At 49.7% G+C, this 24228-nt stretch carries 18 protein-coding genes; 15 read left to right on the top strand and 3 right to left on the bottom strand.

The genetic code is table 11. From position 1 onward, the window contains the following. Window positions 1-96: 96 nt before the first annotated feature. Window positions 97-2169 carry a transglycosylase domain-containing protein gene (locus RBB45_RS17080; protein WP_306010033.1) on the bottom strand — a complete coding sequence of 691 codons (2073 nt, stop codon included), beginning with the start codon at window positions 2167-2169 and terminating at the stop codon, window positions 97-99. 263 nt (window positions 2170-2432) lie between these two features. Between RBB45_RS17080 and speE the strand changes: the two genes are divergently transcribed. The 5 genes from speE (at window position 2433) to RBB45_RS17055 (ending at window position 7024) form a co-directional block, all read left to right on the top strand. Continuing rightward, window positions 2433-3260 carry a spermidine synthase gene (gene speE / locus RBB45_RS17075; RefSeq protein ID WP_009791651.1) on the top strand — a complete coding sequence of 276 codons (828 nt, stop codon included), beginning with the start codon at window positions 2433-2435 and terminating at the stop codon, window positions 3258-3260. Between the two features lie 42 nt (window positions 3261-3302). After that, window positions 3303-4178 (top strand): agmatinase, encoded by an 876-nt coding sequence (gene speB / locus RBB45_RS17070; RefSeq protein ID WP_094769437.1) that lies wholly within the window; start codon window positions 3303-3305, stop codon window positions 4176-4178. A gap of 418 nt (window positions 4179-4596) precedes the next feature. Next, complete coding sequence (locus RBB45_RS17065; RefSeq protein ID WP_311225302.1) at window positions 4597-5049, top strand: YwiB family protein; 453 nt, start codon at window positions 4597-4599, stop codon at window positions 5047-5049. Beyond that, window positions 5046-6716: an arginine--tRNA ligase gene (argS, locus tag RBB45_RS17060; protein WP_129613019.1), complete on the top strand. Its 1671-nt coding sequence runs from the start codon at window positions 5046-5048 to the stop codon at window positions 6714-6716. The genes RBB45_RS17065 and argS overlap by 4 nt, the downstream gene beginning before the upstream one ends. 128 nt (window positions 6717-6844) lie before the next feature. Beyond that, window positions 6845-7024 (top strand): XapX domain-containing protein, encoded by a 180-nt coding sequence (locus RBB45_RS17055; protein WP_129613044.1) that lies wholly within the window; start codon window positions 6845-6847, stop codon window positions 7022-7024. Between the two features lie 459 nt (window positions 7025-7483). On the opposite strand, the gene uvsE is transcribed toward RBB45_RS17055, so the two are convergent. Beyond that, entirely contained in the window at window positions 7484-8440 is a 957-nt protein-coding gene (gene uvsE, locus RBB45_RS17050) for a UV DNA damage repair endonuclease UvsE (RefSeq protein WP_022544510.1), read from the bottom strand. 63 nt (window positions 8441-8503) lie between these two features. Next, the gene (cls, locus tag RBB45_RS17045) at window positions 8504-9643 is read right to left on the bottom strand and encodes a cardiolipin synthase (protein ID WP_009792579.1); all 1140 of its coding nucleotides are present in this window, start codon (window positions 9641-9643) and stop codon (window positions 8504-8506) included. A gap of 275 nt (window positions 9644-9918) precedes the next feature. Here cls and RBB45_RS17040 point away from each other — a divergent pair, with 275 nt between their 5' ends. From RBB45_RS17040 to RBB45_RS16995, 10 genes are all read left to right on the top strand, one after another. Continuing rightward, entirely contained in the window at window positions 9919-12030 is a 2112-nt protein-coding gene (locus RBB45_RS17040; RefSeq protein WP_009792581.1) for a (Fe-S)-binding protein, read from the top strand. Window positions 12031-12381: 351 nt separating this feature from the next. Then, window positions 12382-13569, top strand: a complete 1188-nt coding sequence (locus tag RBB45_RS17035; RefSeq protein ID WP_224948812.1) for an acetyl-CoA C-acetyltransferase — start codon at window positions 12382-12384, stop codon at window positions 13567-13569. 37 nt (window positions 13570-13606) lie between these two features. Further along, on the top strand, window positions 13607-14458 hold the full coding sequence (locus RBB45_RS17030; protein WP_224948815.1) for a 3-hydroxybutyryl-CoA dehydrogenase: 852 nt from the start codon (window positions 13607-13609) through the stop codon (window positions 14456-14458). A 38-nt stretch (window positions 14459-14496) separates the two neighbouring features. Beyond that, entirely contained in the window at window positions 14497-15627 is a 1131-nt protein-coding gene (locus RBB45_RS17025; RefSeq protein WP_224948817.1) for an acyl-CoA dehydrogenase, read from the top strand. Between the two features lie 42 nt (window positions 15628-15669). Next, the gene (locus tag RBB45_RS17020; protein ID WP_094769199.1) at window positions 15670-16809 is read left to right on the top strand and encodes an acyl-CoA dehydrogenase; all 1140 of its coding nucleotides are present in this window, start codon (window positions 15670-15672) and stop codon (window positions 16807-16809) included. A gap of 122 nt (window positions 16810-16931) precedes the next feature. After that, on the top strand, window positions 16932-17609 hold the full coding sequence (locus tag RBB45_RS17015) for a TetR/AcrR family transcriptional regulator (RefSeq protein WP_009792587.1): 678 nt from the start codon (window positions 16932-16934) through the stop codon (window positions 17607-17609). Beyond that, on the top strand, window positions 17606-20872 hold the full coding sequence (gene icmF / locus RBB45_RS17010; RefSeq protein WP_009792588.1) for a fused isobutyryl-CoA mutase/GTPase IcmF: 3267 nt from the start codon (window positions 17606-17608) through the stop codon (window positions 20870-20872). Before RBB45_RS17015 ends, icmF begins: the two co-directional genes overlap by 4 nt. 169 nt (window positions 20873-21041) lie before the next feature. Next, window positions 21042-21221: a hypothetical protein gene (locus RBB45_RS17005; protein ID WP_224948820.1), complete on the top strand. Its 180-nt coding sequence runs from the start codon at window positions 21042-21044 to the stop codon at window positions 21219-21221. Between the two features lie 349 nt (window positions 21222-21570). Next, window positions 21571-22137, top strand: a complete 567-nt coding sequence (rpoE, locus tag RBB45_RS17000; RefSeq protein WP_009792590.1) for a DNA-directed RNA polymerase subunit delta — start codon at window positions 21571-21573, stop codon at window positions 22135-22137. Between the two features lie 221 nt (window positions 22138-22358). After that, window positions 22359-23966, top strand: coding sequence for a CTP synthase (locus tag RBB45_RS16995; RefSeq protein ID WP_009792592.1), 1608 nt, complete (start codon window positions 22359-22361; stop codon window positions 23964-23966). Window positions 23967-24228 lie beyond the last annotated feature (262 nt).

The following is a 24228-nucleotide window of genomic DNA, read 5'->3' as shown; positions in this document are numbered from 1 at the left end:
AAAAGTAAACTTATTTACAGTGTTGATGCACTGTATAGAACTAGGACACGAAAAACCCCGGGCGGAAACCCGGGGTTTTTCCTTTTATTGACTATGCTAAGATCCCCACTGAAACAGCTTTTTATACCAGGTTTTCTTCTCCTTGGTTTTTTTCACAGGCTGTTCCGGCTCTTCTTCCATATGCTCCAGATGATCGGTGCAATATTCGGTCGGCTCGGTCCCGGCGGTGAAATAGGTCAGGCGCTGAACCGGGCAATGGTCGGTGGCGATTTTTCCGTTCTCCGGATTGATATACACGCCGACCGTTCCTTTTGGACCTTTGAACCGTTTGACGGGCAAATCTTTATGGGCATCCTCCATAAACTGTATCCAAATATTCTTTGCATAAGCTTTATCGGCCGTCAATGTGATGGGCTTGCCCTGGTCATATCCGGTCCAGACGGCGGAAACGAGCTGGGGCGTGAACCCGGCCATCCAGCTGTCTGTGTCGGTGGACCCTGATTTGCCGGCATATGGCCTTGTCATCTTGTTTATGATGGTGCTGCCCGTAACGCTGGAATAGCCGTCAAGCTTATGGTCAAACATGCCGGTCATCATTTGCGTCATAACATATGCATCCTCCGGCTTCAGCACCGGCAGAGGCTCTTTCTTTTCTTCATAAATCACTTCGCCTTTATGATTTTCAACCTTTGTCACCAGGACAGGGGAAACCTTTTTTCCTCCATTGGCAAAAAGGCTGTACGCATTGGCCAGTTCAATGACCCTAATACCCGATGTCCCAAGCGCCAGGGAAGGAACCTCAGCCATTTTGGAAGTGATGCCGAATTTTTTCGCTGTTTCTGCAAGCGTATTTTCGCCTAAAAAGAGATGGGTCTTTACAGCATACACATTGTCCGACAAAGCGAGTGCCTGTGCCATGGTGATATCACCATCCGCATATTGATTGTTGAAATTATGCGGTGTGTATTCCTGCCTGCCGTCATCAAAACGGAAGGTGGTCTGCTCGCTCCTCATCATGGTTGCCGGGGTGAATCCCTGTTCGAGGGCAGCATAGTAAAGAAGCGGCTTAATCGTCGAGCCAGGCTGGCGGACTGCCTGAACCGCCCGGTTGAACGGGCTCTCGCTATAATCTCTTCCGCCGACCATTGCCTTTACATGTCCGTTCTTCGGGTTGACTGACACAAGCCCGACCTGGATTTCCGAATCTTTGCTAATATTGCCGGTTACCGCTTTTTCAGCAGCAGCCTGGATTTTTGTATCAAGTGTTGTGTATACCTTCAGGCCGCCAAGTTCTATTGTGCGGTCATCAAGCTGAAGCTGATTCTTCAGCGCATTTTTGACCGCATCCTGAAAATACGGCGCCTTTTCGATTGCTTTATGCGGAAATTCGCCGACAAGCTTGAGCGCTGACCCAAAAGCTTTATCAGCTTCCTCCGCGGTGATTTTCCCCTGCATGGCCATTGTATCCAGAATGATGCGCTGGCGGTCCCTGGCCCTTTCGAAAGAAGCGAGCGGGGAATAGACGCCAGGGCCCTTCGGTATCCCGGCAAGCATGGAAGCCTCGGCAAGGTTAAGCTCCTCAGCATCTTTCCCAAAATAGTACTGGCTTGCTGCCTGTACGCCATAAGCGCCATAGCCATAATAAATCGTATTGATATAGCCTTCCAGAATCTCATCTTTTGAATAGTTCATCTCAAGCCTGATTGTGTAGAAGGCCTCCATCATTTTCCGTTTCCATGTCTTCTCGTGTGCGAGGAACAAGTTCCGGGCATACTGCTGGCTGATGGTGCTGGCTCCCTGGACCTTTGCCATCGCTTTTAAATCGGCAAGCGCAGCCCCGGCAATCCGTTTATAATCAAAGCCGTGGTGGGAATGAAAATTCTGGTCTTCGACTGAAACCGTTGCATCAATCAGATGAGGGGAAATATGGTCAAGCGCCACCCAATACCGCTTCTGGCCATTGCTGCTTTCCCCGATCACTTCACCGTCCTCAGAGTAATACAAGGTCGACTGCGGTACGGCCAGCGGAGGAGGGCCAAGGATCTTGGCATATATCAGGACGGCGCCGATGGCAAGCCCGGTAGCAATCATTCCTATTAAACTGATGACAGCGGCTGCCCGCACATATTTCTTCGCTCTCTTGTACCGCTGACCGGCCATGACTTCCATCATAATTCACCCCTTTTTATAAACGGTGCGCGTATGGTTTCCGGCACCCAAATTTGGTCTTTATTCCTAGTATTGAAATAAGAGAAGGAATTTATTCGCGAGTTTCATTTTTTTCTTGCAATTTTGCTAGATTCATCTATACTTTTTCTCATGTTTGTAATTAAACAGTTAGGGAAGCATAAAGATAACCGCACAACTTTTAAAAAGTTTTGAGAGCGTTTTATGCGCACTATACAAATTTTTAAAATGGAAGGATGTTCAGAATGGGACTTTGGTTTACAGAGAAACAGACAGAGAACTTTGGCATCACAATGAAAGTGAAGCAGACTTTACATACAGAGCAAACTGATTTTCAAAAGCTTGATATGGTAGAGACAGAAGAATGGGGCAATATGCTCCTCTTGGATGATATGGTCATGACATCCATCAAGGATGAGTTCGTATACCATGAAATGGTGGCCCATGTGCCGTTATTCACGCATCCGAACCCTGAGAACGTTCTTGTAGTGGGCGGCGGCGACGGCGGCGTTATCCGCGAAGTGCTGAAGCACCCAAGCGTTAAGAAAGCAACACTGGTTGAAATCGATGGGAAGGTAATCGAGTACAGCAAGAAGTATCTTCCTGAAATCGCAGGCATGCTTGACGATGAAAGAGTAGAAGTGAAGGTTGACGACGGCTTCATGCATATCGCCAACAGCGAAAATGAATATGACGTCATCATGGTAGATTCCACTGAGCCGGTCGGGCCAGCTGTGAACCTGTTCACGAAAGGCTTCTATGCCGGCATTTCCAAGGCTTTGAAGGAAGACGGCATCTTTGTTGCGCAGTCTGACAACCCTTGGTTCAAGGCAGACCTGATCCGCACCGTCCAGAAGGATGTAAAAGAAATCTTCCCGATCACAAGCTTATATGTGGCCAACATCCCGACATACCCAAGCGGACTGTGGGCATTTACAATCGGAAGCAAGAAGCACAATCCGCTTGAAGTAAGCGAAGAGCGCTTCCACGAAATCGACACAAAGTACTACACAAAAGAACTGCACAAAGCAGCGTTTGTGCTGCCTAAGTTTGTGCAGGATCTTGTAAAATAAAGATTGGTGCCAGGCACCAGCATGTAAAGCGAGGGAGTCATTTTGGTTAGATTTGATGAAGCTTATTCAGGAAATGTATTCATCGGGAGCCATCCGAATTTTATGGAAAGCCAGGCGGTCCTTTACGGAATGCCGATGGACTGGACAGTCAGCTACCGCCCGGGCTCACGCTTCGGCCCGACCCGCATCAGGGAAGTTTCAATCGGACTTGAAGAATACAGCGCGTATCTTGACCGCGAGCTTGCGGAGGTTAAATATTACGATGCCGGCGATATTCCGCTTCCTTTCGGGAATCCGCAGAAAAGCCTTGATCTGATCGAGGAGTTTGTCGATAAGCTATTGGCTGCCGGCAAGTTCCCGCTAGGCATGGGCGGGGAGCATCTTGTCTCATTGCCGGTTTTCAAGGCGATGTATAAGAAATACCCGGATCTGGCCATCATCCATATGGACGCCCATACAGATCTGCGCGAGAATTATGAAGGGGAGCCATTATCCCACTCAACACCGATCCGCAAGGCCGCAGACCTGATCGGCCCTCAGAATATCTTCTCCTTCGGCATCCGCTCAGGAATGAAGGAAGAATTCGAATGGGCAAAAAAAGTCGGAATGCATATCTCAAAATTCGATGTGCACCAGCCGCTCAAGGAAATCCTTCCTAAGCTGGCAGGCCGCCCGGTATACGTAACCATCGACATCGACGTCCTTGACCCGGCACACGCACCAGGCACAGGCACCGTCGACGCCGGCGGAATCACATCCAAGGAGCTCCTGGCGTCCATCCACGAAATCGCCCGCTCACAAGTAAAAGTTGTCGGAGCCGACCTCGTGGAAGTAGCACCAATCTACGACCCGTCAGAACAAACAGCTAACACAGCCAGCAAGTTGATTCGTGAGATGATATTGGGCTGGGTGAAATAGAAACGCGGAGGCTAATGCCTTTGAACAAAAGAGGTACAGGATTCTGTATCTCTTTTGTTTTGTAATGGAACTACATTCATAAAATCCTATTAGACGGGCGGGTTTGCATTAATAAATAGGCCTGTTGATTTCCGTTCCAGGCACTTCGCTTTCCGCGGGGCGACGCTGAGCCTCCTCACCGCTGCGCGTCTGCGGGGTCTCAGCATTGCCGCTGCAATCCCGCAGGAGTCTTCGTGCCTTCCACTGCAATCAACAGGGCTTACTTAACTTTTTGGAGCGTTATAACCAACCTGGAAAAAAATTCAATCAACAGCCCCCATAATTAAACCAATCCCTGTCACTGCCCAACTTCATTTGCACTTCCACCCCAAAAAAATTATAATTAAAAAGTTATACTAAAGAGTTAAACGAAAAGGAAGTGTGCCCGTTGCTCAATAGCCCAGCGGAACAGACACCTGTTAAAATAAAAGTAAAAACGGATATTCGCAGCGGAGGCAGCAAAGAAACTTTTGAACTGACTGCGTTTGGCCGATACTATAAAAAAAACGGCTCCCGCTTTCTTCAATATGATGAAGAAAATGAAGCGGGGACAGTTAAAACGATTGTAAAAATGGCAGAGGGAGAAGCCCTGATCCTCCGTTCAGGAGCAGTGAAAATGAGGCTGCCCTTCCGGATGAACAAAAAGATGAGGGGAAGCTATGAAATGCCCTTCGGCACCATGGAAATGCTGACTCTGACCAAAGGGCTCTCACAGTCCTTTGACGACGGCAGCGGAACAGGGGCCTTTGACCTTCTATATGAAATGAAAATGCAGGGATCACAGGCAGGTACATATCATTTGGCGATTACGTTTGAGGAGGAAGAAAAATGAATATAGTCGAACAAGTGCAAAGCAATCTGAAAGAGGAAATCAAGCAGGCGGTCATTAAAGCAGGCCTTGCTGCAGAAGAGCAGATCCCGGATGTAATCCTGGAAACGCCTAAAGAGAAGGCGCATGGCGATTATTCTACCAATATGGCGATGCAGCTTGCACGTGTAGCCAAAAAGGCGCCGCGCATGATTGCCGAGCAGCTGATCGAGAATTTTGACAGCAGCAAAGCATCCATTGAAAAAATTGAAATCGCAGGGCCGGGCTTCATCAATTTTTACATGAACAACAGCTACCTGACGAACCTGATCCCGACCGTCCTTAACGCCGGAGATCAGTACGGAGAAACGAATACAGGTAATGGCCAAAAGGTGCAGATTGAGTTTGTTTCTGCCAACCCGACAGGCGACCTTCACCTGGGACATGCCCGCGGTGCAGCAGTCGGCGACTCCCTGAGCAGCATCCTGGCCAAAGCAGGCTATGATGTATCCCGCGAATATTATATCAATGATGCCGGAAACCAGATCAATAATCTGGCATTGTCAGTTGAGGCCCGTTATTTCCAGGCGCTTGGCATGGAAAAAGAAATGCCGGCCGACGGCTATCATGGGGCAGACATTATCGGCATCGGCCAAAGGCTTGCCGATGAATTTGGCGACAAATATGTGAATGCCGATGAAAAGGAACGCTTCGATGCATTCCGCGAATACGGCCTTAAATACGAAATGGAAAAGCTGAAAAAGGATTTGGAAGATTTCCGAGTGCCTTTTGATGTCTGGTACTCTGAAACTTCCCTTTACCAGAACGGCAAGATTGACGATGCTTTGAAAGCACTCAAAGAGAACGGACATGTATATGAAGAAGAAGGCGCAACCTGGTTCCGCTCAACCGAATTCGGCGATGATAAAGACCGCGTGCTTATCAAGAATGACGGATCTTACACGTATCTGACGCCTGATATCGCCTACCATAAAGACAAGCTTGAGCGCGGCTTCGAAAAGCTTATCAATGTCTGGGGCGCCGATCACCACGGCTATATCCCGCGTATGAAGGCTGCCATCCAGGCGCTTGGCTATGGCAAGGATGCCCTTGAAGTCGAAATCATCCAGCTCGTACACCTGTACAAGAACGGTGAAAAGATGAAGATGAGTAAACGGACAGGAAAAGCTGTTACCATGCGTGACCTTGTGGACGAGGTTGGACTCGATGCAGTCCGCTATTTCTTCGCAATGAGAAGTGCTGACACTCATATGGATTTTGACCTTGATCTGGCTGTGTCCCAATCCAATGATAATCCTGTTTATTATGCCCAGTACGCACATGCGCGCATCTCGAGCATCCTCCGCCAGGGTGAAGAGCAGGGGATGGCATTAAGTGCTGACGCTGATTTCTCCCTCATTTCTGCTGAGAAGGAAATCGACCTGCTGAAGAAGCTTGGTGAATTCCCACAGGCAGTTGCAGAGGCTGCAGAAAAGCGTATGCCGCACCGCATCACAAACTATATTTTCGAGCTCGCATCTGCCTTCCACAGCTTCTACAATGCCGAAAAAGTGCTTGATAGCGACAATCCGGAAAAAACAAAAGCCCGTCTTGGCCTGATCAAGGCTGTACAAACAGCATTAAGAAACGCACTTAAATTAATTGGTGTATCCGCACCTGAAAAAATGTAAGACTCATGCCCCGCTTCCTGGAAGTGGGGTTTTTTTCTGTTTTAGTGGCGGTAGAATGATGGAGCGTTTATTGCACATAATAAAGGATATTTATGGAACAACACGAGCCTACTTTTAGGAGGAATATGATGAAAATTGTTCTGCTGTCACTTATAACAGGCTTTGCGGTCGGCTTTATTTTTGCCCTGTTCAAACTGCCGATACCCGCCCCGCCAGCACTGGCTGGAGTAGTGGGAATCATCGGCATCTATTTGGGATTTAAGGCGTTTGAACAAGTGGGCCCTTGGTTTGAAAGCTTTTTAAAATAAAGAATTGGGATGCAGGGGGAGAGTGCGGAATCCTGTAAGCGAGGAGAGGCAGGGGGCGATGACCCGCCGGAAAAGAGTGAGCATGTGGCCACTGTAGTACATAAAATTTGTGTAAACGAGGGAGTCATGTATCCCATAAGCAGTCTGAGGTACATGACCCGGTGAAAAAAGCGCAACTCATGTATCCCAAAAGCAGCCTGAGGTACATGACTTGGCGAAAAGAGCCCGACTCATGTATCCCAAAAGCAGTCTGAGATACATGACGCTGCGAAAAAATCGCGACTCATGTACCCTATAACCAGTCTGAGATACATGACCCGGCGAAAAAAGCCCGACACATGTACCCCAAAAGCAGCCTAAGATACATGCCCCGGCGAAAAAAGCCCGACTCATGTATCCCAAAAGCAGCCACAGGTACATGACCCGGCCGAAAAACCCCACCTCGTGTATCCTAAAAACCTATTTCCACTCAACCGCCCCGCCGCTGATCCGCTTCACGCCGCGGATCCGGCTGATGTCCTCAACAAGCTTCAATAAAGCTTTGTCCTTCATCTTTGCTTCTATCATAAAATCCACATCCTCGCCGATCGCATGAAGGTGATCCAGCAGAGGCTTCAGGAATTCGGCGTCCACATAGTCAGCATGCGACCTGAAGGCTTTTTCCGATTTAGGGGAAGACACATGGATCTTCGGCTTCATGCCGAAATGATCCCAGGTCCGGAAAATATCCGGGAGCATATCCTCAAGCGGCCTTTCGCTCAAGTTCGCCATATGATGGTGATAATCGAAGATCAGCGGTATCTGCTCCCGCTGGCAGGCGGCGAGCGTTTCTTCGGCGTTATAGGTTTTATCGTCATTTTCAAGGGTCATAACCGCTTTTATATGTGCAGGAAGGGTCTTCAAGTTCTGATAAAAACGTTCAATGGATGTCTCTTTATCGCCATAGGCTCCGCCGATATGGATATTGATCAGCGCCTGGTTTTCAAGTCCCATTGCCTCGAGCATGCGGTAATGGTATTCCATATCAATTACCGCATTTGCTGTGACTTCGCTGCGGGGAGAGGTAAAAAGGGTGAACTGGTTCGGATGGAAGCTGACCCGCAGGCCATTGTCCTTTACCAGTCTGCCGAGCTCCTGCCATTCATCGCGGAAGGGGGCGACAAAATCCCACATGACCTCCGGATGGGTGGCAAGGGGGGCGATAGAGCTAGAGAATCGGTACAATTCTATATCGTGGGCGAGGTTATAATAAAGCATCCTTCTCGTGCTCCGCAGATTCTCTGCAGTTGCAGCCAGCAGCTTCTGCATGCCTTCTTCCTTTGTCATCTGCTTGTATCTCGTAAATGTCAGTGTTCTCGCAGGGGATGCCTCCCATAGGCTTACCGCCTGGGACACATAGCCGAATCGTATTTTCATAATTACTCCTTTAAAAAAATGGCCTGGGTCCGGCACCACTGGAGGGAGGAGAGGCGTTAGCTATCAGAGAAAGTACGAAACAGATTTCGCCACTCCTTCCCGCAGCCACCGGATTGCATTAAAGCCCGAAATATTTTTGAGCATAAGCAGTTTTGAGTCCTTCATATCCTGCTCAAGGACTTTCTCAGCTTTCTGGATGAATGCTTTGTCATATATATAACAGTTGAGTTCATGGTTTAAATACAAGCTTCTTTTATCAAAATTGGCCGTCCCGATATCGCATACTGTATCATCCGAAAGAAGGATCTTCGCATGGTAGAAGCCGTTCATGTATTGGTAGATCCGTGCCCCTTCCTTCAGCAGCACCCTGAGATAAGGATAGGAAGCTTCCTTTACAAGGGGATGGTCTGTTTTTGAAGGGACGATAATGCTCAGCCTTACGCCTCTGTCCAATGCCCGCCGCAGCTCCTGGAAAAGAGCGGGGCTCGGGATGAAGTACGGAGTGCCGATGATGATCTTCCTCCTGGAATTCCGGATAATGGCGAGGAAGGTTTCTTCCAGATAGCCGGCCTCTGATGGGATATGCTGGTGCCGGAGGCCTTCCTGTGGAAGCCTGGGAAAATAGGCCGCATCCCTGAGCAGGTCTGTTCCGGATGCATCCCGCCAATCACAAAGAAATTCGCTTTGAAGATCATTGACGCCTTCTCCTGTCATCCTAAGGTGATAATCCCGCCATGGACACAGCTTCGAATCCAGGTTGACGTATTCCTTGCCAATGTTATACCCGCCCAAATAGCCGATACTCCCATCTATGACGGTTATTTTCCGGTGGTTCCTCGATTGGGAGGAATAGAACAGGTAGGGGAGCTTCGGTACATGACAGAAAGCAAAACGGACCCCGGCTTCCTTCAGGCCGGTGATCAGCTTCCTTTTTACACGCAGGCTGCCTACCCAATCAAGCAGCAGCCGGACCTCGACGCCTTCCTCGGCCTTTTTCTTCAGAAGGGAAAGGAACTCGCCTGAGATTTTATCATTTTTTACAATATAAAATAAAATATGGATATGCTTTTTAGCATGTTTGATATCAAGGAACAGCTTCTCGAATAAGTCCGGGCCGGCGGTGATCAAATCAATCCTGCTCTGCCTGACCGGATAGTTTTTCCTCTGGACCTTTGACAGCTGCTTCCGCCGGCCGAGCGCCATATCGCATGACACCCAAAGCAGCAGCGCCAATCCTATGGCAAGTATGATAATGGCAGTTTTCAAGTCGCATGTCCCCCTCGGATCTTTTCCTGATAGCATCCCCTTTGAAGGCGGTTTCTATGAAATAGGAGAGCAGACTGGGAAAAGTGGGAAAATGCAGAAAAAGTTATTGACTGAATGCTCATTCATTATATAATGGTACTAAGAATCTTTTCAGAAAATTTGGTTGGTTGTAAATTTTCTGGTGGAAAAAGGACGAAAGGAGATTATCAGCCATGAATGGATTACTATGGATCAACTTAATTGCGTTCCTGCTTGTAACCGCTTACGCAGTCAGCCTGTTTGTCTATGTGGTTAAAACCAGAATTGAATATATTAAGCTCGGCAAGAAAGCGGAGTTTGATAAAAACGTCAAAGAACGCCTGGGGAAAATATGGGTGAATGTCTTTGGCCAGAAAAAACTCCTGAAGGACAAGAAGAGCGGGGCCATCCACGTTATGTTCTTCTATGGATTCATCCTTGTCCAATTCGGGGCGATCGATTTTATCATCAAAGGAATCAAGCCTGGGGCGCATCTGCCGCTTGGGCCGCTGTATCCCGGGTTCACTTTCTTCCAGGAAATTGTGACGCTGATGATTCTTGTCGCCGTTCTCTGGGCTTTCCACCGCCGCTATGTGGAGAAGCTTGTCCGTCTGAAGCGCAACTTCAAGGCAGGGCTTGTTCTCATCTTCATCGGCGGACTGATGCTGTCCGTTCTCCTTGGAAACGGTATGAGCATGATCTGGCACGGCCATGAGGGGACATGGACAGAGCCGGTTGCTTCGCTGATAGCCGGGGCATTTTCAGGGATCGGGGAGACAGCCAGCATCGTCATCTTCTATATTTCCTGGTGGATCCACCTGCTGTTCCTCCTCGCTTTCCTGGTCTATGTACCGCAGTCCAAGCACGCTCATTTGATTGCCGGGCCTGCAAATGTGTATTTTGACCGGACCGAGAATGCCGGGAAGCTGAAGAAAATCGACTTTGAAGATGAGTCACAGGAATCATTCGGAGTCGGCAAAATCGAGGATTTCAACCAGCTGCAGATGATCGACTTCTACGCATGTGTGGAATGCGGCCGCTGTACGAATATGTGCCCTGCGACAGGTACAGGCAAGATGCTGTCGCCAATGGATCTGATCCTGAAGCTGCGCGACCATCTGACAAACCATGGGGCCGCCGTAACATCAAGGCAGCCATGGGTTCCGACCTTTGCTTTCTCTAATACGAAAGGCAACCAGCTTGCACTGGCAGCTGCAGGGAAAGGTGCCGAAGAAGCGGCAGCCGGCCTTGCATACAGCCCAAGCCTGATCGGCGATGTCATTACAGAAGAAGAAATCTGGGCCTGTACGACTTGCCGGAACTGTGAAGACCAATGTCCGGTCATGAATGAGCATGTGGACAAAATCATCGACCTGCGCCGTTATCTTGTTCTCACAGAAGGAAAAATGGATGCGGATGCACAGCGTGCGATGACCAATATTGAACGCCAGGGCAATCCATGGGGCTTGAATCGGAAAGAGCGCGAGGACTGGCGCGAGGCAAGGGAAGATGTATCCGTCCCGACTGTGAAGGAAATGAAGAAATCCGGCGAAGAATTCGAATATCTCTTCTGGGTCGGCAGTATGGGTTCCTATGATAACCGGAGCCAGAAAATCGCTTTATCATTTGCAAGGCTCCTTAATGAAGCCGGTGTGAAATTTGCGATCCTTGGCAATAAGGAGAAAAACTCCGGAGATACGCCAAGGCGCCTCGGCAATGAATTCCTGTTCCAGGAGCTTGCCACAAAGAACATTGAGGAATTCGAGAAAAATGAAGTCAAAAAAATTGTAACGATCGACCCTCATGCCTATAACATTTTCAAAAACGAGTATCCGGATTTCGGGCTTGAGGCAGAGGTGTATCACCATACAGAGCTGCTTGCTGAGCTGGTGAAAGAGGGCAGGCTGAAGCCGCAATTTGATGTGAATGAAACGATCACCTTCCATGATTCCTGTTACCTCGGCCGCTATAACGAGGTGTATGATCCGCCGCGCGAAATCCTTAAGTCCATTCCTGGCGTGAAGCTGGTGGAGATGGAAAGAAACCGGGAGACAGGCATGTGCTGCGGAGCCGGCGGCGGACTTATGTGGATGGAAGAAGAAACAGGACACCGCGTCAACGTTGCCCGCACAGAGCAGGCACTGGCTGTCAATCCTTCAGTCATTTCTTCCGGCTGCCCGTACTGCCTGACCATGCTGTCAGATGGCACGAAGGCTAAAGAAGCGGAAGAAACAGTCCAAACCTATGATGTGGCAGAGCTGCTTGAAAAAGCCGTGATCGGCGAGCCGCAGACTCTTGTATCCTGAGCTGAAACTTGAGAAAGGCCTGGCGCACCGGGCCTTTCTTAGAAAAATAATGCCGTGATTATTAAGAATCTTCAGGAAAATATTTTTATTTTCACTGCGGATGGAGTAAGATGGAAATATAAATAAAGCGCTTACAAAGATGGAGAACCTTTTCGAATGGTCTCCTTTTTGTCCTTATTCTGTTTAAGACTTGGAAGACAGGCTGAGTTCAGCAGGCTTTGATTTCATTTCGAGCGAGCGTTCAGTCAAAACAGAACACCAAATTCACCTGGCAATCAAAAATTGCCCACAAATTAAAATTAAATTTGCCCAGCAAATTAAAGACCAATTTGCCTTGAGGAGAGGATACAGATGGGAAGAACAGTCATTATTAGCGGAGCACGGACACCTTTTGGAAAAATGGGAGGGGCATTAAGCAGCCTGACTGCCTCTGATTTGGGAGCTGCAGCCGTCAAGGAAGCATTGAAGCGTGCCGATGTCCGTCCTGAAGAGGTTGGGGAGCTGATTCTCGGATCGGTCCTTCAGGGAGGCCAGGGCCAGATACCTTCCCGGCAGGCAGGCAATAAAGCCGGTCTTCCATGGGAAGTTAAAACAGAAACGATCAACAAAGTCTGCGCCTCAGGAATGAGGAGTGTGACGCTTGGCGACCAGATCATCAGGGCCGGTGATGAAGAAGTGATTGTGGCCGGCGGGATGGAATCGATGAGCAATGCGCCATATCTTTTGCCTAAAGCCAGATGGGGCCTGCGGATGGGCGATTCGACTGTGAAGGACCTGATGATTCATGACGGCCTCAGCTGCAGTTTTACAGGCGTCCATATGGGGACTTACGGAAATTCAACGGCAAAGGAAATGGAAATATCGCGGGAGGAACAGGACCATTGGGCATACAGAAGCCACCAGCGGGCTGTCGAAGCGATCGAAAGCGGCAGGCTGGCTGAAGAAATTGTGGCAGTAGAGGTGCCGCAGCGCAAAGGCGATCCGCTTGTCGTAAAGCAGGATGAAGCACCGCGCAAGGATACTTCCATTGAAAAGCTGGCAAAGCTTGCCCCTGTATTCAATGGGGATGGAACGATCACTGCCGGTAACGCACCGGGAGTGAATGACGGCGCAGCCGCACTTGTACTGATGAGCGAGGAGCGGGCTGAACGGGAAGGCAAGGAAGTTCAGGCTTATATACTGGCCCACACGGCAATCGCTGTTGAGGCAAAGGATTTTCCGAAAACACCAGGACTTGTCATCAACGAGCTTTTGAAAAAAACAGGCAAGTCCCTCGATGATATTGACCTGTTTGAAATAAACGAAGCATTCGCGGCAGTTGCCCTGACGAGCGGAAAGATTGCCAATCTGGATGAAAATAAAGTGAATGTGAACGGCGGGGCCGTTGCCATCGGACATCCGATCGGGGCAAGCGGCGCGAGGATTATCCTGACGCTGATCTATGAGCTGAAGCGCAGGGGCGGAGGAACCGGCATCGCGGCAATCTGCAGCGGCGGCGGCCAGGGAGATGCCATCATGATTGAGGTTCCGGCGAACTGATAGATTAGAAGACTGGAAGAGAAATGGAGGAGTAACCGTGGAAGTGAAAACAGTAATGGTCATCGGTGCAGGGCAGATGGGCTCTGGAATCGCGCAGGTATGTGCACAGGCAGGCTATCAGGTGCTGCTGAATGATTTAAAGGCTGAATATATTGAGCGGGGGCTTGGTGTCATTAAGAAGAACCTTTCCCGTCAGGTTTCCAAGGAGCGCATGACAGAGACGGAGATGGAAGAGGTGCTCCGCCGCCTGCAGCCTTCTGACAATCTGGAAGACGCAGGCAGGGTGGACCTGGTAATCGAGGCTGCCGTAGAAAATATTGAAATTAAAGCCGATATCTTCAAACGGCTTGATGGGATTGCCCCGGATCATGCAATCCTGGCAAGCAATACTTCTTCCCTGCCAATTACGGAAATTGCTGCCGCGACAAAGCGTCCGGAAAAGGTAATCGGGATGCATTTCATGAATCCGGTCCCGGTTATGAAACTTGTTGAAATCATCCGCGGGCTTGCTACAGCCGATGAGGTATACACAGCGATCGAGGAAATGACTCATAAGCTCGGCAAGGTGCCGGTCGAGGTAAATGATTTTCCGGGATTTGTCTCAAACCGCATCCTGATGCCGATGATCAATGAGGCCATCTATACCCTCTATGAAGGTGTTGCAGAAAAGGAAGCAATCGATGAAGTCATGAAGCTTGGCATGAACCATCCGATGGGGCCGCTCACATTGGCGGATTTCATTGGTCTAGATACGTGCCTTTACATTATGGAAACGCTTCATGAAGGGTTTGGCGATGATAAGTACCGCCCATGCCCGCTGCTCCGGAAATATGTGAAGGCCGGCTGGCTCGGGAAGAAGTCCGGCCGCGGCTTTTATCAGTACAGCTGAACTGGAAAGCCCAGAATGGACACCAGGAGGGATTAGCCATGAATTTACGGTTTACAGAAGAACAGGAAATGATGAGGAAAATGGTCCGTGACTTCGCCCAGAGCGAGATTGCGCCATTCATTGAAAAAATGGAGCAAGGGGAGTTTCCCCGTGACATATTGAAAAAGATGGGCGGACTCGGGCTGATGGGAATTCCCGTGCCTGAAAAATATGGCGGGGCAGAAATGGACTTTACCTCCTACATCATTGCCATCAATGAGCTGTCAAAGGTATCCGCAACCGTCGGGGTCATCCTGTCTGTCCATACATCGGTCGGCACCAACCCGATCCTGTATTTCGGGACGGAGGAGCAGAAGCAGAAGTATGTACCGAAACTTGCTGCGGGAGAATATCTCGGCGCATTCTGCCTGACAGAGGCCGGGGCAGGCTCTGATGCAGGCAGTTTGAAAACAAAGGCGGTCCGAAACGGGGATGAATACATCCTCAACGGCTCGAAGGTATTCATTACAAACGGCGGCGAAGCGGATGTGTATATCGTCTTCGCATCCACAAGCCCTGAGCTTGGGACAAAGGGCGTTTCTGCCTTCATTGTTGGAAAAGGGACATCCGGCCTTGTGATCGGCAAGGACGAGGAGAAGATGGGGCTTCACGGTTCCCGGACTGTTCAGCTCAACTTTGAGGATATGAGGGTTCCGGCAGAAAATCTCCTTGGTGCTGAAGGGGAAGGCTTCAAAATTGCCATGGCCAATCTGGACGCGGGGCGCATCGGCATTGCAGCCCAGGCCCTTGGCATCGCGGAGGCGGCATTGGAAGCAGCGGTTGCCTACTCGAAGGAACGAAGCCAATTCGGGAAGCCGATCAGCCATCAGCAGGGCATCGGCTTCAAGCTGGCTGATATGGCCGTAAATGTAGAAGCCTCAAGACTGCTGGTCTACCAGGCAGCGATGATGCGCCAGAATGGCGAGCGCTGCGGGATGCAGGCCAGCATGGCAAAGCTTTTTGCCTCGAAAACAGCAGTGGAAACGAGCATAGAAGCTGTCCAGGTGTTCGGCGGCTATGGATATACAGAAGATTACCCTGTCGAGCGGTATTTCCGCGACAGTAAAATAACCGAAATCTATGAAGGCACAAGTGAGATTCAGAGAATTGTCATCAGCAAAAACCTGTAAGTAAGAGGCAGGCCAATATTGAAATGGACGGGGGAAAATACGATGAATTTCCGACTGACGGAAGAACATGAAATGATCAGGAAAATGGTCCGCGATTTTGCAAAGAATGAAGTGGCGCCGAGCGCGGCAGAGCGCGATGAGGAAGAGCGCTTTGACCGTGAAATCTTCGATAAGATGGCCGAGCTCGGGCTGACAGGAATCCCTTGGCCTGAAGAGTACGGCGGAATTGGAAGCGACTATCTGGCATACTGCATTGCAGTCGAGGAGCTTTCAAGGGTTTGTGCATCCACAGGGGTGACTTTGTCTGCCCATACATCGCTTGCAGGCTGGCCAATCTATAAGTTCGGAAGTGAAGAACAGAAGCAGAAATACTTGAAGCCGATGGCGCAGGGTGAAAAGATCGGTGCATACGGCCTGACAGAGCCGGGCAGCGGCTCGGATGCAGGCGGTATGAGGACGACGGCCCGCCTTGACGGTGACCATTATGTGCTGAACGGTTCAAAGATTTTTATCACAAACGGCGGAATCGCCGACATCTATGTCGTATTTGCCCTGACAGATCCGGAGAGCAGGCAGAAAGGCACCACAGCCTTCATCATTGAAAGTGATTTTCCTGGATTCTCTGTCGGCAAAAAGGAAAAGAAACTGGGCATCAGATCTTCGCCGACAACCGAAATCATCTTTGAAGACTGCCGTGTGCCAAAGGAAAATATGCTCGGCAAAGAAGGAGAAGGCTTTAAAATCGCCATGATGACTCTTGATGGCGGAAGGAACGGCATTGCAGCCCAGGCAGTCGGCATTGCCCAGGGGGCATTGGACGCTGCTGTCGATTATGCGAAAGAGCGGGAGCAGTTCGGCAAGCCGATCGCCCTTCAGCAGGGAATCGGCTTCAAGCTGGCCGATATGGCGACAAGTGTAGAGGCAGCAAGGCTCCTGACTTATCAGGCTGCATGGCTTGAGTCGGAAGGTCTGCCGTACGGCAAGGAATCGGCCATGTCCAAACTGTTTGCAGGCGATGCGGCAATGAAAGTGACAACTGAGGCCGTACAGGTCTTCGGCGGCTATGGCTACACCAAGGACTATCCGGTCGAACGATATATGCGTGACGCCAAGATTACGCAGATCTATGAAGGCACTCAGGAAATCCAGCGCCTTGTCATTTCCAGGATGATAACCAAATAGAACATAAGAGGATAGGGCTCTTTCCTAATTTAAAATAAACAACCTCCGCGAAAACAGCCACCAGTAGGGAAAGGTCCACTTTTGCCTCATAAAGAGCGGCCAGAGGAGGGCAGTGCAAATTTATGAAAAAACGGGAAGTCCATGCTTCTGTAAAAGATGAAAAGCTGGTGAAAAAGCGGCGGGACGAAATGATCAAGGGAGCGGTGAATCTTTTTAAGCAAAAAGGCTTTCACCGCACCACGACAAGGGAGATTGCAAAGGCCTCCGGATTCAGCATCGGAACGCTCTATGAGTACATCCGCACAAAGGAGGATGTGCTGTACCTTGTCTGTGACAGCATCTATGATTCGGTCCGCGACAGGCTGCAGGAGGCCCTTGATGCCAACAGGGGGACGCTCGATAGCCTGAAGCTCGGGATCGCCTACTATTTCCGGGTTGTGGATGATATGCAGGATGAAGTCCTGGTCATGTACCAGGAAGCAAAATCCCTGTCAAAGGATGCCCTTCCATATGTGCTGAGAAAAGAAATTGAAATGGTCTCCATGTTTGAAGATGTCATTCAGCGATGTGTGGACAACGGGGAACTCCATTTGACGGAAAAAGAGGTCAAGATGATCGCCCACAATATTTTCGTGCAGGGCCAGATGTGGGGATTCCGCCGCTGGGCGCTGCAGAGGGTGTACAGTCTTGATGAATATATTGAACTGCAGACAGAGCTTCTGATTCAAGGGATAAAGCATGATCAGGCAAAAGTGCCTGCCGGCAGTAAAATCCAGGAACAGGGGGAGTCAGACGAATGAGTACAGCAGAAATTTACAGGCCGAAGCATCACTTGCGATTCGTTACCGCTTCAAGCCTTTTTGACGGGCATGACGCTTCCATCAATATTATGAGAAGGATCATCCAGGCGAGCGGGGCAGAGGTCATCCATCTTGGCCATAACCGGTCAGTGGAAGAGGTCGTGAATGCGGCGATCCAGGAGGATGTCCAGGGAATCGCGATTTCCTCCTATCAGGGAGGCCATGTTGAATATTTTAAATACATGTACGATTTGCTGAAGGAAAGGGGAGCTTCTCATATCCGCATCTACGGCGGAGGTGGAGGCGTCATCATCCCGCGCGAAATAAAAGAGCTTCATGAATACGGGATTGCCCGTATCTTCTCGCCGGAAGACGGCCGCCAGAAGGGTCTGCAGGGCATGATCAATGAAATGCTCGCTGAGTGCGACTATCCGACCGTTTCAGTGGAGAGTGCAGCAGAGCTTGAAAAGCTTGAAGCAGGCGAAGTGAACAGCATCGCCAGGCTGATCACGCTTGCCGAGCATGGCGTCGGGCTTGAAAAAGAAGCGGCAGCTGCGGCAGAATCGCTCATGGAAAGAATCAAGACACTGGAAAAAACAGCACCGGTTATAGGAATCACCGGGACTGGCGGAGCAGGAAAGAGCTCATTGACGGATGAGCTGATCCGCCGCTTCATCAATGAAATCCCTGAAAAGAAAGTAGCCATCCTTTCTGTCGATCCGACAAAGCAGAAAACAGGCGGAGCGCTGCTTGGCGACCGGATCCGCATGAATAGCATCTTTTCGCCGCGCGTCTATATGCGGAGCCTTGCGACACGGAAGTCCAAGAGCGAACTGTCGCTGGCCATCAAGGATGCCATCTCTGTCGTAAAGGCTGCCGGCTTTGACCTGGTTGTCGTCGAAACGAGCGGGATTGGGCAGGGTGATGCTGAAATCGCGGAAATCTGCGATCTGTCCATGTATGTGATGACAAGTGAATTCGGGGCGCCTTCCCAGCTTGAAAAAATTGATATGCTCGATTACGCTGACCTGATCGTCATCAATAAATTCGAGCGCAAGGGCTCAGAGGATGCCCGCCGCCAGGTGCAGAAGCAATATCAGCGCAACCATATGCTGTTTGAGAAAGAGCTGGAAGAGATGCCGGTCTACGGCACGATCGCCAGCCAGTTCAATGATCCGGGCACCAATGCTTTATTTGCCGCGCTGGTCGAAAAAATGAATGAAAAAGCGGGCCTCGGCTGGAGCACTTCTTTTTCCAAAAATGAAGTGGTCGAAAAGCAGAATGTCATCATTCCGAATGAACAGCGCTATTATTTGCGCGAAGTATCTGAAACGGTCCGCAATTACCATAAAAAAGCGGAAGACCAGGCAGCCCTTGCCAGGAAGCTGTTCCAGCTTGAAGGAGCAATCCAGGCCGTAAAAGAGTCAGGCGGAAGCGAAGAGACTCTGGTTTCCTTAGAGGACCTGGCTGCGGAAACAAAAGAAAAGCTGACAGCCGAATCAAAAAAGATCCTGGAAGGCTGGAAAAACCTCAAGGAGAAATACTCCGGGGAGCAGTTCACAACAAGGATCCGCGATAAGGAAATCATTACCATCCTGAAGACAAAGAGCCTTTCAGGCCTGCAGATCCCTAAGGTCGCGCTCCCGAAATACAGGGACTACGGCGAAATCATCCGCTGGGTTTACAGAGAGAATGTGCCGGGTGCCTTCCCATATACCGCAGGCGTCTTCCCGTTCAAGCGGGAGGGAGAGGATCCGAAGCGCCAGTTCGCCGGGGAAGGGACACCGGAACGGACGAACCGCCGCTTCCATTACCTATCAAAGGACGATGCGGCAAAGCGCCTGAGCACAGCGTTTGATTCCGTCACCTTATACGGCGAGGATCCGGACTACCGCCCGGATATTTACGGCAAGGTTGGGGAGAGCGGTGTCAGCATCTGTACGCTTGATGATATGAAAAAATTATATGCCGGCTTTGACCTTTGCCATCCGTCCACATCTGTTTCAATGACCATTAACGGACCGGCACCGATCATTCTGGCTATGTTCATGAACACGGCGGTCGAGCAGCAGGTGGAAAAGAAAGAAGGAGAGCTTGGCAGAAAGCTTAACGAAGCGGAGCATGAAGAAGTAAGGGCGGCGACTCTGCAGACGGTGCGCGGTACCGTCCAGGCGGATATCCTGAAGGAAGACCAGGGACAGAATACTTGCATCTTCTCAACAGAATTTGCCCTCAGAATGATGGGTGATATCCAACAGTATTTTATCGATAAAAAGGTCCGCAACTATTATTCTGTCTCCATTTCCGGCTACCATATCGCCGAGGCAGGGGCAAACCCGCTGTCACAGCTGGCCTTTACGCTGGCGAACGGCTTCACTTATGTTGAGTACTATTTGAGCAGAGGCATGAAGATCGATGATTTTGCGCCGAATCTTTCCTTCTTTTTCTCAAATGGGCTCGATCCGGAATACACCGTCATCGGCAGGGTGGCCCGCCGCATCTGGGCAACTGTAATGAGGGATAAATACGGAGCCAATGAGCGGAGCCAGAAGCTGAAGTACCATATCCAGACTTCAGGGCGCTCACTCCATGCCCAGGAAATTGATTTCAATGACATCCGGACAACACTGCAGGCATTAATGGCTCTCCATGATAACTGCAACTCCCTGCACACGAATGCCTATGATGAAGCAATCACCACGCCTACGGAGGAATCTGTCCGCCGGGCGATGGCCATCCAGATGATCATTACAAAAGAACATGGCCTTACAAAGAATGAAAATCCTCTGCAGGGGGCCTTCATCATCGATGAACTGACAGACCTGGTGGAAGAAGCGGTCCTGCAGGAGTTCGAACGGATCAACGACAGGGGCGGCGTGCTCGGTGCCATGGAAATGCAGTACCAGCGGGGCAAGATCCAGGATGAATCTATGTATTATGAAATGAAGAAGCATACCGGTGAGCTCCCGATCATCGGCGTGAACACATATCTGAATCCAAATCCTCCGTCAGAAGAGCAGATGGACAGCATGGAAATCGCAAGGGCGACGAAGGAAGAAAAAGAAACACAAATCAGGAATCTCAGGAGCTTCCAGGAACGGAACAAGGATCATGCAGGTGAAGCCCTGTCCCGCCTGAAAGAAGCAGCGGTGACAGACGGCAATATCTTTGCCGAGCTTATGGAAACCGTCAAGTATGCAAGCCTCGGACAGATCACGAGGGCGCTGTATGAGGTGGGCGGACAATACCGCCGCAATATGTAGCAAGGATAGAGCCAGGGGCCAAAGACAGCCCATGGCTCTGTCTTGTATTCGGAAAAAGGATATATTTTTCTGGAAAACATCATAATGTGTTTAGGATAAAAGGCTTTTCTCCGCTATAATGAAAGGGAATGCAGTCCTAAGTGATATTGATATGCAGGATGTGAACGGATTGAGACAGATATTTTCAATAGGCGCTTTTGCTGCTGCGATAGCGGCCTTCTACTTCTTATACCAGAGGCAGCTTGGTGCGGTCGCTTTCTTTTTGCTGTCCATCTACTTTCTGTACCTGGCCATGGGCCAGCTCTCCGGAAGAAAAGGCAGGGGGCCGGGGAAGAGGAAAAAGACCTGAAAGGGTCCCCGGATAGAAGCTCTTCCCGTGCAAAAGAAGAAAGCCATCCGGGAGACCTGCAGCAGCAAGCCTTCCAAAAGTTTGTCTCACAGCAAAAATGCAAGGAAACTGGAGATAGAACTAGCATAAACACCAGCAATTTGTTTATAATGAAGAATATGTATTTTACATAAGCTGTCTATCCAGCTTGCAAAAGGCATTCTTATGCCTTTTATTCATCTAGGGATGCTTTTGGAGCGGCTGAATCCTATGCCTTTTTAAAAGCAATGCATATCCGGGAAGCCCCGGTGTTTTTACAGTATTTTGCGCTCCGATAGCGAGTGTTATATAGGGAAAGGAAGTGCGTATAGTGAGTCTAGACCAATTCACAAAAGAAGAGCTGCAGGAAATGTCCTTTATCGATATTGCCTACGAACTGCTTAAAGGCACAAAGCAGCAGGTTTCTTTTACCGACATTATGAACGAATATAAAACGCGTCTTGAAGTATCAGATGAGGAAATCCGCTCAAGGATCGCCCAGTTCTATACTGACCTGAACCTTGACGGCCGCTTTATTGCAATGGGAGAAAACCGCTGGGGCCTTCGCAGCTGGTACCCTGTTGATACAATGGAAGAAGATACAATGACAGCAGCGAAGCCGAAGAAGAAAAAGGCCAAGAAAGCGGCGAAGGCTGAAGACATTGATCTTGATCTGGACGAGTATGATGAGCTCGACGAGGAAGACATCGAATACGATGACCTTGATGACGATGATGATCTGGACGAGGATGACGACGATCTACTCGAAGACGATCTTGATGAGGACTCGGACGACGACTTCGAAGATGATGATGAACTTCTTGAAGATGATATTGAAGAAGACGAAGACCTTGATGAAGAAGACGAGGACCTCGACGAAGACGAAGAAGATCTATAATCGCTTGACTTTTCCAAGCCAGGCTTGTAGAATCATTTTTGGGCTCCTTAAAAAAGGACCATATGAATGTATATGCAATAGCGCTCCCTTACTGTTTGGTAGGGAGCGCTTTTTATTTTTAGCTGTTCTTGGCTACAACCAGGAACAGCAAATTTTTTTTAGGAAAAGCCTTACCTAAAGGATGCAGAAAATGCACAAACTGAATATGAGGGGGAAATAACATGACAAAGTATATTTTTGTAACAGGCGGCGTTGTGTCGTCATTGGGAAAAGGGATCACCGCTGCGTCTTTGGGCCGCTTGCTGAAAAACAGAGGCTTGAATGTCACCATTCAGAAGTTTGACCCCTATATCAACGTTGACCCGGGAACCATGAGCCCATACCAGCACGGTGAAGTTTTCGTTACAGGCGATGGCGCCGAAACGGATTTGGATCTTGGCCACTATGAGCGCTTTATCGATATCAATCTGACTAAGTTCAATAATGTGACAACTGGAAAAATCTATTCCACTGTCCTGAAAAAAGAGCGCCGCGGCGACTATCTGGGCGGAACAGTCCAGGTTATCCCGCATATTACCAATGAAATCAAAGAAAGAGTTATGCGTGCAGGTCATGAGACCAATGCCGATGTCGTCATCACAGAAATCGGCGGTACAGTAGGGGATATCGAATCCCTGCCATTCCTTGAGGCGATCCGCCAGATCAAGAGTGATATCGGCCGCGACAACGTTATGTATATCCACTGTACCTTGATTCCTTACATCAAAGCTGCAGGCGAAATGAAAACAAAGCCGACACAGCACAGCGTAAAAGAACTGCGAAGCCTCGGGATCCAGCCAAATGTCATTGTCGTTCGTACTGAGATGCCGGTTTCCCAGGATATGAAGGATAAAATCGGTCTGTTCTGTGACCTTGATCCGAAGGCTGTTATCGAGTGCCGTGATGCCGATACATTATACGCAGTCCCACTTGCCCTGCAGGAGCAGAATTTTGACCAGATCGTCTGTGATCACTTGAAGCTGGATTGCGGACAGGCAGATATGGCTGAATGGACAGAGCTTCTGAACAAGGTCCGCAATCTGTCCAAGACAACGAAGATTGCCCTTGTCGGAAAGTATGTTGAGCTGCAGGATGCCTATATTTCTGTTGTGGAAGCATTGAAACATGCCGGCTATTCTTTTGATTCTGATATTGAAATCAAATGGGTCAATTCAGAAGAAGTAACAGAAGGTAACGTGGAGGAGCTTCTTCAGGATGCTGACGGAATCCTTGTTCCGGGCGGATTCGGCGACCGCGGCATTGATGGGAAGATCCTTGCCATTCAGTATGCACGCGAGCAGAAGCGCCCATTCCTTGGCATCTGCCTTGGCATGCAGCTTGCTTCCATTGAATTTGCCCGCAATGTCCTTTCATTGGAAGGAGCGCATTCAGCGGAAATTGATCCTTCTACACCGCATCCGATCATTGACCTGCTGCCTGAGCAGAAGGACATTGAAGATCTCGGAGGGACGCTCCGCCTTGGCCTGCAGGCATGCAAGCTGAATGAAGAAACAAATGCATATGCTGCTTACCAGGATGAGGTTGTCTATGAGCGCCACCGCCATCGCTATGAGTTCAACAACCATTACCGCCAGGCAATGGAGGAGAAAGGCTTTGTCTTCTCTGGTACAAGCCCGGACGGCCGTCTTGTTGAGATCATTGAAGTGAAGGATCACCCTTGGTTTGTCGCTTCCCAGTTCCACCCTGAATTCATCTCAAGGCCAAACCGCCCGCAGCCGCTGTTCCGCGACTTCGTCGGTGCATCCTTGAAGCATCAGGAAAATAACTAAGTATACAAAAGCCCCCTCTGGATTTGAGGGGGCTTAGTTTTTTAACTGGGTGAATAACTGCAAGATGCCCAAAGAGTGTAAGAAACCCTGTTGATTGCAGTGGAAGGCACGAAGACTCCTGCGGGAAAGTAGCGGCAATGCTGAGACCCCGCAGCGCGTAAGCGTGAGGAGGCTCAGCGTCGCCCCGCGGAAAGCGAAGTGCCTGGAACGGAAATCAACAGCCCCATTAGAGGCAGAAAACTGTACTTGGAGTCATCTGTTC

The organism is Bacillus sp. MMSF_3328 (assembly GCF_030733525.1).
Lineage (GTDB): Bacteria > Bacillota > Bacilli > Bacillales > Cytobacillaceae > Bacillus_AB > Bacillus_AB infantis.
This window is presented reverse-complemented; position numbering and strand designations above follow the sequence as displayed.